Origin of the sequence: Pseudomonas sp. UMAB-08 (genome assembly GCF_900095225.1) — a bacterium.
Lineage (GTDB): Bacteria > Pseudomonadota > Gammaproteobacteria > Pseudomonadales > Pseudomonadaceae > Aquipseudomonas.
The window spans coordinates 158,579-172,408 of the sequence record NZ_LT607422.1; the positions used below are offsets into that span (position 1 = coordinate 158,579).

Genomic DNA, 13,830 nt, shown 5'->3' on the forward strand with positions numbered 1-13,830 from the left:
ACCGCCTGTCAGGCCCCGGAATAGAGCCTTGGCACGCGGCGCAGGTTACAAAATATCTGGTAAGGGATTGTACCGGCGTGCGCGGCAACATCGCTGGCCAGCACGTTCTTGCCCCATAACTCGACCTGGCTACCCAGCCCGGCGCGTGGCAAATCGGTCAAGTCCACGCACAGCATGTCCATCGACACACGCCCCAACAACCGGCTCGGCTGGCCGTCAATCGAGACCGGGGTGCCAGTCGGTGCCTGACGGGGATAACCATCGGCGTAACCCATGGCCACCACCCCTACACGCATCGAGCGATCCGTGATGAAACCACCGCCATACCCAATCGGTTCGCACGCCGGCAACTCGCGCACGCAAATCACCTTCGATTCCAGGGTCATCACCGGCTGCAAGCGCTCAGCCACGCTCTGGGGCTGATCAAAAGGCGTGGCGCCGTATAGCATGATGCCAGGACGGACCCAGTCACTGGGCACCTTCGGCCAGCCCATGACCGCAGGCGAGTTGCGCAGACTGACCTCTGCGGACAACCCCTGACGGGCCGCATTAAAGACTGCAACCTGTTCGTCGCTGCGTGAGCAATCCAATTCATCAGCGCGGGCGAAATGGCTCATCAAGACGATTTTTGCCACTTTGCCGCTGCTCAACAGGCGTTTATAAGCCGCTTGGTAATCGGCGGGGTGCAAGCCGACACGGTGCATGCCCGAATCCAGCTTGAGCCAGACGTTCAGCGGCTTGCTGATGCTCGCTTGCTCGATGGCGTCGAGTTGCCAAAGTGAATGCACCACGAACCAGAGGTCATGCTCGACGATCAGCGCCAGTTCGCTCGCCTCGAAAAAACCTTCAAGCAGCAAAATCGGCCCGCCAATCCCCGCTTCACGGAGTTCCAGCGCTTCTTCGATGCAGGCCACGGCGAACCCATCGGCCTGGGCTTCCAGAGCTTGCGCGCAACGCACCGCCCCATGACCGTAGGCATCGGCCTTGACGACCGCAAGCGCTTTGGCGCCAGCGGTTTCACGGGCCAATTGATAGTTGTGACGCAGGGCTTGGAGATCGATCAAGGCGCGGGCAGGACGCATGGCGGCAGGCTTCTAGGCATGATGGGAATAAAAAAGCCCGACACCCATTAACAGGCATCAGGCGAAGGTTCTTGCAGATTAAGGCAATGCCGCGACGACCGACAGCTCAACCAGAATTTCCGGTTCGCACAGCTTCGACTCGACCGTTGCCCGAGCGGGCGCAACGCCTTTTGGCAGCCATTTATCCCAGACACTGTTCATGCCGGCGAAATCTGCGTCGATGTCTTTCAGGTAGATGGTCACCGACAGAATCCGGGTCTTGTCGGTACCGGCCAGGTCCAGCAGACGCTCGATGTTGGCCAGCGTCTCCCGGGTTTGCTGTTCGATCCCGGCAGCCATGTCGTCACCCACTTGCCCGGACAGGTACACGGTGCTGTTGTGGACAACGAGCTGACTCATACGATCATTGGTGAGCTGGCGCAGGATTGCCATGTTTTACGATCTCCTGGGTTTTACCGTAGCGAGAAATATCAAGGCCTTCGGCACTGATCTGTGGTGTTTTAAAGGCCATCAAGTCGGCCAGCAAACGGCCGGAACCGCACGCCATGGTCCAGCCAAGTGTGCCGTGGCCGGTATTCAGGAACAGGTTGCGGAATGGTGTGGCGCCGACAATCGGGGTGCCGTCCGGTGTGGTTGGGCGCAGGCCGGTCCAGAAAGTGGCCTCCGTCAAATCACCGCCCTGAGGATAAAGGTCGCCGACGATCATCTCCAGTGTTTCGCGCCGACGCGGGTTGAGCGACAAGTCGAACCCGGCGATTTCCGCCATGCCGCCCACACGAATGCGGTTGTCGAAACGGGTAATGGCGACCTTGTAGGTCTCGTCGAGAATAGTCGACGTCGGGGCCATCGCCGGATTGGTGATTGGCACCGTCAGGGAGTAACCCTTGAGCGGGTAAATCGGCGCGCGGATGCCCAACGGCTTGAGCAACTGTGGTGAATAACTGCCCAGCGCCAGCACGTAGCGATCGGCGGTTTCCAGCTTGCCGTCGATCCACACGCCATTGATGCGATCACCTGCGTAGTCGAGGCGTTCGATGGACTGACCAAAACGGAACTCAACGCCCAACTTGACCGCCATTTCCGCCAGGCGGGTGGTGAACAGCTGGCAATCGCCGGTCTGGTCGTTCGGCAGACGCAACGCACCGGCCAAAATATTAGTCACGTTAGCCAACGCCGGCTCGACGCGGGCGATGCCAGCGCGATCAAGCAGTTCGTAAGGCACGCCAGACTGCTGCAGAACAGCGATGTCCTTGGCGGCGTTATCCAGTTGCTCCTGAGTACGGAACAATTGCGTGGTGCCCAAGCTGCGGCCTTCGTACGCGATACCGGTTTCGGCACGCAGCTCATCGAGGCAGTCGCGGCTGTACTCGGACAACCGCACCATGCGCTCTTTGTTCACCGCATAACGGCTGGCGGTGCAGTTGCGCAGCATTTGCGCCATCCACAGGTACTGATCAATGTCGGCGGTGGCCTTGATCGCCAGCGGGGCATGACGCTGCAGCAACCATTTGATCGCCTTGAGCGGCACACCAGGCGCGGCCCACGGCGATGCATAGCCTGGCGAAACCTGGCCGGCGTTGGCGAAACTGGTTTCCATGGCCGCCGCAGGTTGACGGTCGACCACGGTCACCTCAAATCCAGCCCGGGCCAGATAATAGGCGCTGGCCGTACCGATCACGCCACTGCCAAGGACCAGAACTCGCATGTTAAATCCCTCAATCGCGGATATCCGCTGACGTTTGTTGTATAGAGCCAAGATATGCGCAGTATAAAAAGCAATGGCCAGTGCTTTTCACTATATAAACACCTATATTTGGCGAGAATTCTCGGCAATAACGGCTTTAGTAGAGGGGGTTTACCCATGCGCACCCAGCACCAGTCAAAACGTGAGTTGGACAAGATCGACCGCAACATCCTGCGCATCCTGCAGGCGGACGGGCGGATCTCATTTACCGAGCTGGGAGAAAGGGTGGGATTGTCGACCACGCCCTGTACTGAGCGGGTGCGCAGGCTTGAGCGCGAAGGGATCATCATGGGCTACAACGCCCGGCTCAATCCGCAAAGCCTCAAGGCCAGCCTGCTGGTGTTCGTCGAGATCAGCCTGGACTACAAGTCCGGCGACACCTTCGAAGAGTTCCGCCGCGCCGTGCTCAAACTGCCGCACGTGCTGGAGTGTCATCTGGTGTCAGGTGACTTCGATTACCTGGTGAAAGCGCGGATTTCAGAGATGGCTTCGTACCGCAAACTACTCGGCGATATCCTGCTCAAACTGCCGCATGTGCGCGAATCCAAGAGCTACATCGTCATGGAAGAAGTGAAAGAGAGTTTGAATTTGCCGATTCCGGAGTGACCTCTACACCAACACCTGTCGCGTGGTCGCGATGTATTCGTGGATCTGCTTTTCCGCCTTGGGATGAATCATCTCGACCGGCCGACGGCCATTGGGGCATGGCAGGGTCGGCGTGGTGCCGAACAACCGGCAGATCAGCGGACGTTCTTCATACACCGTGCAGCCATTTGGCCCAAGGTGCACACAGTTCAGCTCATCCATCGCCGCCTCTTGCTCAGCGGCGGTTTTGCGCGGCAAGCGCGCCATCTCTTCGGATGAGGTGGTGACCGGGCCGCAGCAGTCGTGGCAGCCGGGCACGCACTCGAAGGACGGGATCTGCTGCCGAAGAAAGCGGATTTTCTGGCTGTTGCAGCTCATCGAGGCGTTTACCGAAAGAAAGACTAGCCCGTGATTTTGCATCACTTGAGCCCCAGGTGACAGCGCCGCCCGACCGAACCTTGCTGGGCAGCGCGGCTCACGTCTATGCTGCGTGAAATTTTCAAAACACAAAAATCAGGATAACCCTCATGAACGCTCGCGTTCAGCAACCGCTCGCCAACGACCAGCATGCCGCGTCCTATTACGCCGCCAGCAGCCATCCGCAACCGGATCATCCGCCGCTGGCAGGCGAGTTGAACGTCGATGTGTGCGTAGTCGGCGGTGGCTTTTCCGGGCTGAACACGGCCATCGAGCTGGCAGAGCGTGGCTTGAGTGTGGCGTTGCTGGAAGCGCGGAAAATCGGCTGGGGCGCCAGTGGGCGCAATGGCGGACAACTGATTCGCGGCGTCGGCCATGGCCTCGATCAGTTCAGCAACGTGATCGGCAGCGACGGCGTACGCCAGATGAAGCTCATGGGCCTGGAGGCGGTGGAAATCGTGCGCCAGCGGGTCGCCCGCTACCAGATCGACTGCGACCTGACGTGGGGCTACTGCGACCTCGCCAACAAGCCGCGCGATCTCGACGGCTTAGCCGAAGATGCAGACGAATTGCGCAGCCTGGGCTATCGCCATGAACTGCGCCTGCTGCAAGCGAACGAGATGCACAGTGTGGTCGGCTCGGACCGCTACGTCGGTGGCATGATCGACATGGGCTCGGGCCATCTGCACCCGCTGAACCTGGCATTGGGCGAAGCGGCCGCCGCTCGCACGTTGGGCGTACAGATCTTCGAGCACTCGGCGGTGACCCGTATCGAGTACGGCTCACGCGTGTGCGTGCATACCGCTCAAGGTTCGGTGCGCGCCGATACGCTGGTGCTGGGCTGCAATGCCTACCTGAATGATCTGAACCCGGAACTCAGCGGCAAAGTGCTGCCCGCCGGCAGCTACATCATCGCCACCGAGCCGCTCAGCGAAGCGCAGGCCCATGAGTTACTGCCCCAGAACATGGCCGTCTGCGACCAACGGGTGACGGTGGATTACTACCGGCTTTCCGCCGACCGACGCCTGTTGTTCGGCGGTGCGTGTCATTACTCCGGGCGCGACCCGCAGGACATCGCGGCCTACATGCAGCCGAAAATGCTGGAAGTCTTTCCGCAACTGGCCGGGGCCAGGATCGACTATCAATGGGGCGGCATGATCGGCATCGGCGCCAACCGCCTGCCGCAGATCGGCAGGCTCAAGGACCAGCCCAACGTGTTTTACGCCCAAGCCTATTCCGGGCATGGGGTGAATGCCACGCATCTGGCCGGCAAGCTGTTGGCAGAAGCCATCAGCGGGCAACACAGCAGCGGTTTCGAGTTGTTTGCCAAAGTGCCGCACATGACCTTCCCTGGCGGCAAACACCTGCGCTCCCCGCTGCTGGCGCTGGGCATGCTCTGGCATCGGCTGAAAGAACTGCGCTGACCGCCAGGCGTGGTTCAACCCCTCCAGAACGGCTTCAGGCCCTCGGCTCGGGCCTGCTCCAGGCTGATGCCAACGTCGCGCAACTGCTTGGCATCCAGATCAAGCAGCGCTTTGCGGGTCACCCAGCGATGGCGGAACACGCCCCACCGGCTTAGGCCCGGCGGGCAGCCCGCCTGCACGCAAGGCGCTCGCCCCTCATGCAGTTCCTGGCTATGCAGCATCAGCCGTACATCGCTCAACCCATTCATTTCCTGATCCCTCCATCACGCGTTCGTGTGATTTCATGATGACGGGCCGGGCAAATCCATTACAGATTCAAAAAAACCTTATTAACTCCATACAGACAGTCCCATCACGAGGCTGAATCCTGTATTTTGAGGGTATCTGTACTGGTCAACTGAATCGATCGCCATCGAGAGTACGCCATGACGCTTTACGTCAACCTTGCCGCCCTACTCGGCACCCGCATTGAAAACGGCTTTTATCGCCCTGGAGACCGGCTGCCCTCGGTCCGCGCACTGAGCCTGGAGCACGGCGTCAGCCTGAGCACCGTGCAACAGGCGTATCGCCTGCTGGAAGACAACGGGCTGGCATCGCCTAAACCTAAATCAGGTTATTTCGTCCCGTCTGGCCGTACGATCCCCGCCCTGCCGGTGGTGGGACGACCGGCGCAACGGCCCGTCGAAATTTCCCAATGGGAACAAGTCCTCGAGCTGATCCGCAGTGTGCCCAATGCCAATGTGATCCAGCTCGGGCGCGGCATGCCAGACGTCAGCAGCCCGACCCTGAAACCCCTGCTGCGCGCGCTGGCCAAGATCAGTCGGCGCCAGGACATGCCTGGGCTGTATTACGACAACATCTACGGCACCCAAAGCCTGCGCGATCAGGTGGCGCGCCTGCTGCTGGATTCCGGGTGCCAGCTCTCGGCCAACGATCTGGTGATCACCACTGGCTGCCATGAAGCGCTGTCCACCAGCATCCGCGCCATTTGCGAGCCGGGTGACATCGTGGCGGTGGACTCGCCAAGCTTTCACGGCGCCATGCAGACCCTCAAGGGCCTGGGCATGAAAGCCCTGGAAATCCCCACCGATCCCATCACCGGCATCAGCCTCGATGCGCTGGAACTGGCGCTGGAACAGTGGCCGATCAAAGCCATTCAACTGACCCCCAACTGCAACAACCCGCTGGGCTACATCATGCCCGAGGCGCGCAAGCGGGCCCTGCTGAGCCTCGCTCAACGCTTTGATGTGGCGATCATCGAAGACGATGTGTATGGCGATCTGGCCTACAACTATCCCCGACCGCGGACGATCAAATCCTTCGACGAAGACGGTCGCGTCCTGCTGTGCAGCTCGTTCTCGAAAACCCTGGCGCCAGGACTGCGCATTGGCTGGGTCGCGCCGGGGCGCTATCTGGAGCGGGTGCTGCACATGAAGTACATCAGCACCGGCTCGACCGCCACTCAACCGCAATTGGCGATTGCCGAATTTCTGGAGTCTGGGCACTACGAGCCGCATTTGCGGCGGATGCGCGGGCAGTATCAGCGCGGTCGCGATCAGATGACCGATTGGGTCATGCGCTACTTTCCGGCAGGCACCCGTGTCAGTCGGCCCCAAGGCGGTTTTATGCTGTGGGTTGAGCTGGCTGAGGATTTCGACACCTTGCGCCTGAACCGTGCCTTGCTCGACCAAGGCGTACAGATCGCCGTGGGCAGCATTTTCTCGGCGTCCGGCAAGTACCGCAATTGCCTGCGGATGAACTACGCCGCCAAACCGACGGCGCAGATCGAGGACGCCGTGCGCAAAGTAGGCTCGACCATCACCCGCCTGCTCGCCGAGACGGAACCGGCCCCCCACTGACGTCTGCCCCGCAGTGCGGGGCTAAGGGGCAGGCCAGAAAAAAGGGCTTTAAGCCACGACCGGCTGCGCACCGAACGCACCACGGCGCAGGGACAAAATCACCAGACCGAAGGAACCAGCGGCCATGAGCAATGGCAGGGCATGCCCACTGACCCATTGGCTGCCCGCGCCCGCCGCCAGAGGCCCGAGCAAGCAGCCTATCCCCCACAGCTGAGCGATGTGTGCGTTGGCACGAACCAGTGAGTCATCGCGATAACGCTCGCCGATCAGAATCAACGACAAGGTGAACAACCCACCGGCGCTGGCGCCAAACAACACCCAGACCGGCCAGATCAGCACCGTATCAAGCAGCAGCGGAATCGCCAGACTCGACAGCATGAGTAACAGCGCACAGCCCGAAAACAGCGTGCGCCGAGAAACCCTGTCAGCCAGCGCACCAATCGGCAATTGCAGCAGCGCATCACCAACCACCACCGTGCTGACCATGAACAAGGCGACTTCCGGGGTAAAGCCCTGACGCAGGCAGTAGATCGGCAGTAACGTCAGAATCATTGCCTCGAACGCCGCGAACAGTGCCACCGCCCAGGCAATCGCTGGCAGGCCTCGGCAAAAGCCGAACAGATCGCTGAAGGTCACATTGCAGGCTTCAGCGCTGGGCGCGCCGGTACGTCCCAGCAACAGCAGCGGCGAACAGAGCAGCAGCACGACGCCGACCCAGAAACCGTAATCCGCTTCGGCGCCGATGATGCCCAGCAGCAGGGGGCCAGCCAGTTGGCTCAGGGCATAACTGCTGCCATACAGCGCCACCAACCGGCCGCGCCAACGCTCGACCACCAGTTGATTGATCCAGCTTTCGCCGAGGATGAACACGATGGTCAGGATCACCCCGATCAACAGGCGCAGCCCTACCCAGACCCAATAGTTGGGCAGCAAGGCCAGCAAGCCGATGGACAACGCCCCGGCCCACAAGCACAAACGCATCAACAGTGGCGTTCCGAAGCGCGCGGCCAGACGGCTGGCAAAACTCGCCCCGACCAGCACGCCAATCGCCGGCATCGCCGCCATCACCCCGATGGCAAAAGAACCGTAGCCCCAGCTTTCCAGGCGCAAGGACACCAACGGCATGCTCACGCCCAAGGCCAATCCGACACTCAAGACGGAGGCCAGAACAGCGAAATAAGTACCCCAACGCATTGCCCACGCTCCTGTGGATAACGTGTACCGACGGTCAAAACAAAACAACCGGGCTTCCTGATGTGGAGAGCCCGGCTGCTTTTCGGTTGTCTTACACACCGCTTGCGCGAGTTTATTCGCGCCTACAGAGGATCAGAGCCCTGAGGGAGCGAATTCATTCGCGACCTCCCCGGATTACAACTTGATCCAGGTCGCCTTCAGCTCGGTGTACTTGTCGAACGCATGCAGCGATTTATCGCGGCCGTTGCCCGACTGCTTGAACCCGCCGAACGGTGCGGTCATGTCGCCGCCATCGTACTGGTTGATCCACACGCTGCCGGCACGCAGCGCCTTGGCCGTCAGATGAGCCTTGGACAGGTTGGCGGTCCACACAGCCGCCGCCAGGCCATAAGGCGTGTCGTTGGCGATCTGGATAGCTTCTTCGACGGTATCGAAGGCAATCACCGACAGCACCGGGCCGAAAATTTCTTCCTGCGCGATTTTCATCGCGTTGCTGACGCCGTCAAAAATCGTCGGTTCAACATAGGTGCCGCCCGTTTCCTGCAGCGTGCGCTTGCCGCCTGCGACCAACGTGGCACCATCGGCATGACCCGACTCGATGTAAGACAACACGGTGTTCAACTGCTGGGTATCGACCACCGCCCCCACATTGGTTTGCGGGTCCAGCGGATTACCTGGCTTCCAGGCCTTGAGCGCTTCGATCACCAGCGGCAGGAACGTGTCCTTGATCGAGCGTTCGACCAGCAGACGCGAACCCGCAGTGCACACTTCGCCCTGGTTGAAGGCGATAGCGCCAGCAGCCGATTCGGCAGCGGCGTGCAGATCCGGTGCGTCAGCAAATACGATATTCGGGCTCTTGCCACCGGCTTCCAGCCAGATGCGCTTCATGTTCGACTCGCCGGAATAAATCAGCAACTGTTTGGCGGTTCTGGTCGAGCCGGTGAAGACCAGCGTGTCGACATCCATGTGCAGGGCCAGCGCCTTGCCGACGGTGTGACCATAGCCAGGCAGCACGTTGAGCACACCCGCCGGGATACCGGCTTCAACCGCCAGTTGGGCGATGCGGATAGCGGTCAACGGCGATTTTTCCGACGGTTTCAGGATGACCGAGTTGCCGGTGGACAACGCTGGACCGAGTTTCCAGCAGGCCATCATCAGCGGGAAGTTCCACGGCACGATGGCCGCCACAACACCGATGGGCTCGCGCGTCACCAGACCCAGTTGGTCGTGGGGCGTGGCGGCCACTTCATCGTAAATTTTATCGATCGCTTCACCGCTCCAGCTCAGCGCCTGGGCGGCACCGGGGACATCGATGTTCAGCGAGTCACTGATCGGCTTGCCCATGTCGAGGGTTTCGAGCAGAGCCAATTCTTCAGCGTTCTGTTTCAACAGACCGGCAAAACGGATCATCGCCGCCTTGCGTTTGACAGGGGCCAGACGTGACCACACGCCAGAGTTGAACGTAGCGCGGGCACTGTCGACCGCATGCTGGGCGTCGGCAATGTCGCAGCTGGCAACCTGTGCCAGGACGCGGCCATCGACCGGGCTGATGCATTCGAAGGTGGCGCCAGAAACCGCAGCGGTGTACTCACCGTTGATGTAAGCACGGCCTTCGATCTTCAGATCCTTGGCACGTTGTTCCCAGTCAGCACGAGTCAGGGTGGTCATACGAGTGTCCTCCTGTTGTTTTTTGAATACGGATGGCATCAGCCAAGGGCAACCACCACCCTAAACCAAGTGACTGGGGAATTTCCAATATATTTGACACTTGAGGCCAAACGGCGTTTTGTTGTTCATTTTATTCAACATGAAACGCGTTAGCGGGGAGCGAATCACGATGAACATCGAAAATATTGTCGACTTCAGCCATGCCAATACCACGCCAGAGCACTACGTGCCCGCGCCAGAAAAAATCCTCAAGGGCAACCCCGAGCAAACCGTCTACAACCATTACAACAGCCCTTGCGGCCAACTCAGCGCTGGCGTTTGGGAAGGTGAAATCGGTCAATGGACGGTGAATTACACCGAACATGAGTATTGCGAAATCGTGCAGGGCGTATCGGTGCTACGCGACGAGGATGGCAACGCAAAAACCCTGCGTGCCGGTGATCGCTTTGTGATTCCTGCGGGCTTCAAAGGCACCTGGGAAGTGCTGGAAGCCTGTCGCAAGGTGTATGTGGTGTTCGAACAGAAGGTCTGAGTAGCGGCTGCTTTCGCTGAAATTCAGACACAAAAAAACCCGCCTTCTCAGGCGGGTTTTTTCGTAAAAAGCGAAATCAATTACTTGATTTTGGCTTCTTTGTAGATCACGTGCTTACGAGCAACCGGATCGAATTTTTTAATTTCGATTTTGTCCGGAGTGGTGCGCTTGTTCTTATCGGTGGTGTAGAAGTGGCCTGTGTTAGCGCTCGACACCAAACGGATCAATTCACGCATGATTATCTCCCTTAGACCTTAGCGCCATTGGCGCGAATTTCGAGAAGAATGACATCAATGCCACGCTTGTCGATGATACGCATGCCTTTGGCAGATACGCGCAGACGCACAAAACGATTCTCGGACTCGACCCAGAAGCGGTGATGCTGCAGGTTCGGCAGGAAACGACGACGGGTTTTGTTGTTTGCGTGGGAAATGTTATTCCCGGTTACCGGACCCTTACCGGTAACTTGACATACTCTCGACATGCCTCAGCCCTCTAAAACCACATGCCCAACCCGGCATGGGTTGGCCGCTTAATCTCTCAGTCATTTGGCGCCAGGCGCCGCGTTTCTTTAGGGGTCTTACCGGCCACACCTACAAACGAAGGAACCGGGCCCCTAGAAAAGAGCGCTGCTTTATATCAGAAACCCTGAGATGCAACAACAACACATGCACATTACCTTGTTTTGGCAGACCGTGTTTCGCCTTCAGGCTCAGTCCGTGCGGGCACGGCAAGAAATATACCGCTCGTCGCGCCAGACGGATTGTCCTGCGCCGATGCATAGTCTAGGGTAAGTCTCTCACCAGACTGCGCCCGCAGATGGGGCCCTCTCTGACAGGAATATCGCCATGCGTCTTACGCGTTTCGCAGCCCTTTCGCTCCTGCTCGCGCCCTTTTTCAGCACATTGCCGGCTCAGGCTGCGACCACCCTCAGCGTCTGCACCGAAGCCAGCCCCGAAGGGTTTGACGTTGTGCAGTACAACTCGCTGACGACGACCAACGCCTCCGCCGACGTGCTCATGAACCGCTTGGTGGAGTTCGATGCGCAGAGCGGCAAACTGCTGCCCAGTCTGGCTGAACGCTGGAGTGTCTCGGCGGATGGCCTGACCTACGACTTCAAACTACGCGCCGGGGTGAAGTTTCACCACACCGATTACTTCAATCCGACCCGTGACCTGACCGCAGAAGACGTCCAGTTCAGCTTCCAGCGCATGCTCGACCCGGCCAACCCGTGGCACAAGGTCGCCCAAAGCGGCTTTCCGCATGCACAATCGATGCAGTTACCCGCACTGATCAAGAATATTGAAGCACCTGATGCGCTCACCGTCCGCTTTACCCTCAACCACCCGGACTCGACCTTCCTGGCAACGCTGAGCATGGGGTTTGCGTCGATCTATTCCGCCGAATACACCGCGCAGCTGCTGAAGGCGGGCACCCCGGAAAAACTTAACAGCCAACCTGTCGGCACCGGTCCATTCGTCTTCAAGCGCTTCCAGAAGGACGCTGTGGTGCGTTACGCCGCCAACCCGGACTACTTCGGCGGCAAGCCCGCCGTCGACGCGCTGGTGTATGCGATCACGCCGGACGCCAACGTGCGACTGCAGAAAATCCGCCAGAACGAGTGCCAGATCACTCTTTCACCCAAGCCTCTGGATATTCAGGCCGCCAGCAAAGACCCACAGCTGAAAATCGAAAAAAACGCAGCGTTCATGACCGCGTTTGTCGCGATGAACAGCCAGCATCCGCCGCTGGACAAGCCTGAAGTTCGCCAGGCGATCAACCTCGCTTTCGATAAAAACAGCTACCTCAAAGCGGTGTTCGAAGACACCGCTGAAAACGCGACCGGGGTGTATCCACCCAACACCTGGAGCTACGCTAAAGACCTTCCCGGCTATCAGCATAATCCGGCCAAAGCCCGTGAGTTGCTGGCCAAAGCCGGTCTCAAGGATGGCTTCAAAACCACGATCTGGACGCGCCCGTCCGGCAGTTTGCTCAACCCGAACCCGAGCCTCGGCGCGCAATTGTTGCAGGCGGACCTGGCTGCCGTCGGGATCAAGGCCGAGATCAAAGTCATCGAGTGGGGCGAGTTGATTCGTCGCGCCAAGGCTGGCGAGCATGACCTGCTGTTCATGGGCTGGGCAGGCGATAACGGCGACCCGGATAACTTCCTGACACCGCAGTTCTCCTGCGCCGCCGTAACCTCAGGGACCAACTTCGCCCGTTATTGCGACCAGGGCCTGGACAAACTGATCAGCGCAGGCAAGGCCACCAGCGATCAAGCCGAGCGCAGCGCCTTGTATCTCAAGGCTCAGACGCAGATCCAGCAACAGGCCTTGTGGCTGCCGCTGGCACACCCGACCGCCGCCGCAGTGACGCGCAAAGACGTACAGGGTTATCAGGTGAGTCCGTTCGGTCGTCAGGACTTTTCCCACGTCATATTGAAATAGACGCAGGACGAAAATAACGCGCTGTACATTTTTCGTACGATAAACAGGCCGCGCCCCCGCTGTGCGCGGCCTGTGCCTCTCACATCAAACCGGCTTCGACCATCGACAACGGGTCGCCATCACCGATGATGAAGTGATCGAGCACCTTCACGTCGATCATGTCCAGGGCGTCCTTGAGCAGGTGGGTCAGCCTGCAGTCATCCTCGCTGGGGTCGGGCACGCCGGACGGATGGTTGTGGCACAGGATCAACGCCGCCGCATTGTGAGCCAGGGCGCGCTTGACCACTTGCCGGGGATGGACCTCGGCGCAACTGATCGATCCTCGAAACAACGCCTCGAACGCCAACACCCGATGCTTGGTGTCCAGAAACAGGCAGGCGAAAACCTCGTGCGGCTCATGCCGGAGCTGCGCCTTGAGGTAGTCACGCACACCTTGCGGGTTCTCCAGGCTTGAATCGCGCTTCAAACGTTCGGCCATATGCCGACGAGACATCTCCATCACCGCCTGCAACTGCGCGAACTTTGCAGGGCCCAGCCCCAACTCCAGGCAGAAGGTTTGCAGATCAGCCTCCAGCAACGACCTGAGGCTGCCAAATTGCTTCAGCAAATGTCGCGCAAGGTCCACGGCGCTTTTTCCGGCAACACCCGTGCGCAAAAAAATCGCCAACAGTTCGGCATCGGAAAGGCTCGCCGCCCCCTGCTCAAGAAGCTTCTCCCGCGGACGCTCGGCCGCAGGCCAATCACGAATACTCATAGCACCTCCATGTGTGTGGGGACCGCTGTTCCCGTGCGGTCGCTGTGCTATCTTAGCCCATCTTTTTTGCGCGGCGATCTGGCCTGGGGAGGCGTCATCGCCGTCGCGTTCACTCGACTAAAAG

15 protein-coding genes are annotated in these 13,830 nt (G+C 59.6%); 5 read left to right on the forward strand and 10 right to left on the reverse strand.

The window, feature by feature from the left end:
• Window positions 1–8: 8 nt before the first annotated feature.
• From alr to dadA, 3 genes are all read right to left on the reverse strand, one after another.
• Entirely contained in the window at window positions 9–1,082 is a 1,074-nt protein-coding gene (gene alr / locus K0F75_RS16600; protein ID WP_219063037.1) for an alanine racemase, read from the reverse strand.
• Between the two features lie 78 nt (window positions 1,083–1,160).
• On the reverse strand, window positions 1,161–1,514 hold the full coding sequence (locus tag K0F75_RS16605; RefSeq protein ID WP_219063038.1) for a RidA family protein: 354 nt from the start codon (window positions 1,512–1,514) through the stop codon (window positions 1,161–1,163).
• On the reverse strand, window positions 1,486–2,787 hold the full coding sequence (gene dadA, locus K0F75_RS16610; RefSeq protein WP_219063039.1) for a D-amino acid dehydrogenase: 1,302 nt from the start codon (window positions 2,785–2,787) through the stop codon (window positions 1,486–1,488). The genes K0F75_RS16605 and dadA overlap by 29 nt, the downstream gene beginning before the upstream one ends.
• A gap of 156 nt (window positions 2,788–2,943) precedes the next feature.
• On the opposite strand from dadA, the gene dadR reads away from it, so the two are divergent.
• The gene (gene dadR / locus K0F75_RS16615; protein ID WP_219063040.1) at window positions 2,944–3,432 is read left to right on the forward strand and encodes a transcriptional regulator DadR; all 489 of its coding nucleotides are present in this window, start codon (window positions 2,944–2,946) and stop codon (window positions 3,430–3,432) included.
• A gap of 3 nt (window positions 3,433–3,435) precedes the next feature.
• Here dadR and K0F75_RS16620 read toward each other — a convergent pair whose 3' ends face one another.
• Window positions 3,436–3,789 (reverse strand): YkgJ family cysteine cluster protein, encoded by a 354-nt coding sequence (locus K0F75_RS16620; RefSeq protein WP_219063041.1) that lies wholly within the window; start codon window positions 3,787–3,789, stop codon window positions 3,436–3,438.
• Window positions 3,790–3,938: 149 nt separating this feature from the next.
• Here K0F75_RS16620 and K0F75_RS16625 point away from each other — a divergent pair, with 149 nt between their 5' ends.
• Window positions 3,939–5,252, forward strand: a complete 1,314-nt coding sequence (locus tag K0F75_RS16625; protein ID WP_219063042.1) for an FAD-binding oxidoreductase — start codon at window positions 3,939–3,941, stop codon at window positions 5,250–5,252.
• A gap of 14 nt (window positions 5,253–5,266) precedes the next feature.
• Here the strand turns inward: K0F75_RS16625 and K0F75_RS16630 are convergent, their stop codons facing one another.
• Window positions 5,267–5,500 (reverse strand): DUF1127 domain-containing protein, encoded by a 234-nt coding sequence (locus K0F75_RS16630; RefSeq protein WP_219063043.1) that lies wholly within the window; start codon window positions 5,498–5,500, stop codon window positions 5,267–5,269.
• A 177-nt stretch (window positions 5,501–5,677) separates the two neighbouring features.
• Here K0F75_RS16630 and K0F75_RS16635 point away from each other — a divergent pair, with 177 nt between their 5' ends.
• Entirely contained in the window at window positions 5,678–7,111 is a 1,434-nt protein-coding gene (locus K0F75_RS16635; RefSeq protein ID WP_219063044.1) for a PLP-dependent aminotransferase family protein, read from the forward strand.
• A 48-nt stretch (window positions 7,112–7,159) separates the two neighbouring features.
• Here K0F75_RS16635 and K0F75_RS16640 read toward each other — a convergent pair whose 3' ends face one another.
• Complete coding sequence (locus tag K0F75_RS16640) at window positions 7,160–8,305, reverse strand: MFS transporter (protein ID WP_219063045.1); 1,146 nt, start codon at window positions 8,303–8,305, stop codon at window positions 7,160–7,162.
• Between the two features lie 174 nt (window positions 8,306–8,479).
• Window positions 8,480–9,973 (reverse strand): aldehyde dehydrogenase, encoded by a 1,494-nt coding sequence (locus K0F75_RS16645; protein WP_219063046.1) that lies wholly within the window; start codon window positions 9,971–9,973, stop codon window positions 8,480–8,482.
• A gap of 169 nt (window positions 9,974–10,142) precedes the next feature.
• Between K0F75_RS16645 and K0F75_RS16650 the strand changes: the two genes are divergently transcribed.
• Entirely contained in the window at window positions 10,143–10,505 is a 363-nt protein-coding gene (locus K0F75_RS16650) for a cupin domain-containing protein (protein ID WP_219063047.1), read from the forward strand.
• An 80-nt stretch (window positions 10,506–10,585) separates the two neighbouring features.
• Here the strand turns inward: K0F75_RS16650 and rpmG are convergent, their stop codons facing one another.
• Both rpmG and rpmB read right to left on the reverse strand, forming a co-directional pair.
• A complete protein-coding gene (rpmG, locus tag K0F75_RS16655; RefSeq protein ID WP_219063048.1) occupies window positions 10,586–10,741 on the reverse strand; it encodes a 50S ribosomal protein L33 in 156 nt (51 codons plus the stop codon).
• 11 nt (window positions 10,742–10,752) lie between these two features.
• Complete coding sequence (rpmB, locus tag K0F75_RS16660) at window positions 10,753–10,989, reverse strand: 50S ribosomal protein L28 (RefSeq protein ID WP_219063049.1); 237 nt, start codon at window positions 10,987–10,989, stop codon at window positions 10,753–10,755.
• Window positions 10,990–11,353: 364 nt separating this feature from the next.
• Here rpmB and K0F75_RS16665 point away from each other — a divergent pair, with 364 nt between their 5' ends.
• Window positions 11,354–12,952: an ABC transporter substrate-binding protein gene (locus K0F75_RS16665; protein WP_219063050.1), complete on the forward strand. Its 1,599-nt coding sequence runs from the start codon at window positions 11,354–11,356 to the stop codon at window positions 12,950–12,952.
• Window positions 12,953–13,031: 79 nt separating this feature from the next.
• Here the strand turns inward: K0F75_RS16665 and radC are convergent, their stop codons facing one another.
• On the reverse strand, window positions 13,032–13,706 hold the full coding sequence (gene radC / locus K0F75_RS16670) for a DNA repair protein RadC (RefSeq protein WP_219063051.1): 675 nt from the start codon (window positions 13,704–13,706) through the stop codon (window positions 13,032–13,034).
• Window positions 13,707–13,830 lie beyond the last annotated feature (124 nt).

Excerpts from the sequence above, each read along its gene's own strand:
- dadR (WP_219063040.1), top strand. The coding sequence starts at position 2,944 with ATGCGCACCCAGCACCAGTCAAAACGTGAGTTGGACAAGATCGACCGC.
- radC (WP_219063051.1), bottom strand. The coding sequence starts at position 13,706 with ATGAGTATTCGTGATTGGCCTGCGGCCGAGCGTCCGCGGGAGAAGCTT.
- K0F75_RS16650 (WP_219063047.1), top strand. The coding sequence starts at position 10,143 with ATGAACATCGAAAATATTGTCGACTTCAGCCATGCCAATACCACGCCA.
- K0F75_RS16640 (WP_219063045.1), bottom strand. The coding sequence starts at position 8,305 with ATGCGTTGGGGTACTTATTTCGCTGTTCTGGCCTCCGTCTTGAGTGTC.
- K0F75_RS16635 (WP_219063044.1), top strand. The coding sequence starts at position 5,678 with ATGACGCTTTACGTCAACCTTGCCGCCCTACTCGGCACCCGCATTGAA.
- K0F75_RS16630 (WP_219063043.1), bottom strand. The coding sequence starts at position 5,500 with ATGAATGGGTTGAGCGATGTACGGCTGATGCTGCATAGCCAGGAACTG.
- dadA (WP_219063039.1), bottom strand. The coding sequence starts at position 2,787 with ATGCGAGTTCTGGTCCTTGGCAGTGGCGTGATCGGTACGGCCAGCGCC.
- K0F75_RS16625 (WP_219063042.1), top strand. The coding sequence starts at position 3,939 with ATGAACGCTCGCGTTCAGCAACCGCTCGCCAACGACCAGCATGCCGCG.
- K0F75_RS16605 (WP_219063038.1), bottom strand. The coding sequence starts at position 1,514 with ATGGCAATCCTGCGCCAGCTCACCAATGATCGTATGAGTCAGCTCGTT.
- rpmB (WP_219063049.1), bottom strand. The coding sequence starts at position 10,989 with ATGTCGAGAGTATGTCAAGTTACCGGTAAGGGTCCGGTAACCGGGAAT.
- alr (WP_219063037.1), bottom strand. The coding sequence starts at position 1,082 with ATGCGTCCTGCCCGCGCCTTGATCGATCTCCAAGCCCTGCGTCACAAC.
- K0F75_RS16620 (WP_219063041.1), bottom strand. The coding sequence starts at position 3,789 with ATGAGCTGCAACAGCCAGAAAATCCGCTTTCTTCGGCAGCAGATCCCG.
- K0F75_RS16665 (WP_219063050.1), top strand. The coding sequence starts at position 11,354 with ATGCGTCTTACGCGTTTCGCAGCCCTTTCGCTCCTGCTCGCGCCCTTT.
- K0F75_RS16645 (WP_219063046.1), bottom strand. The coding sequence starts at position 9,973 with ATGACCACCCTGACTCGTGCTGACTGGGAACAACGTGCCAAGGATCTG.
- rpmG (WP_219063048.1), bottom strand. The coding sequence starts at position 10,741 with ATGCGTGAATTGATCCGTTTGGTGTCGAGCGCTAACACAGGCCACTTC.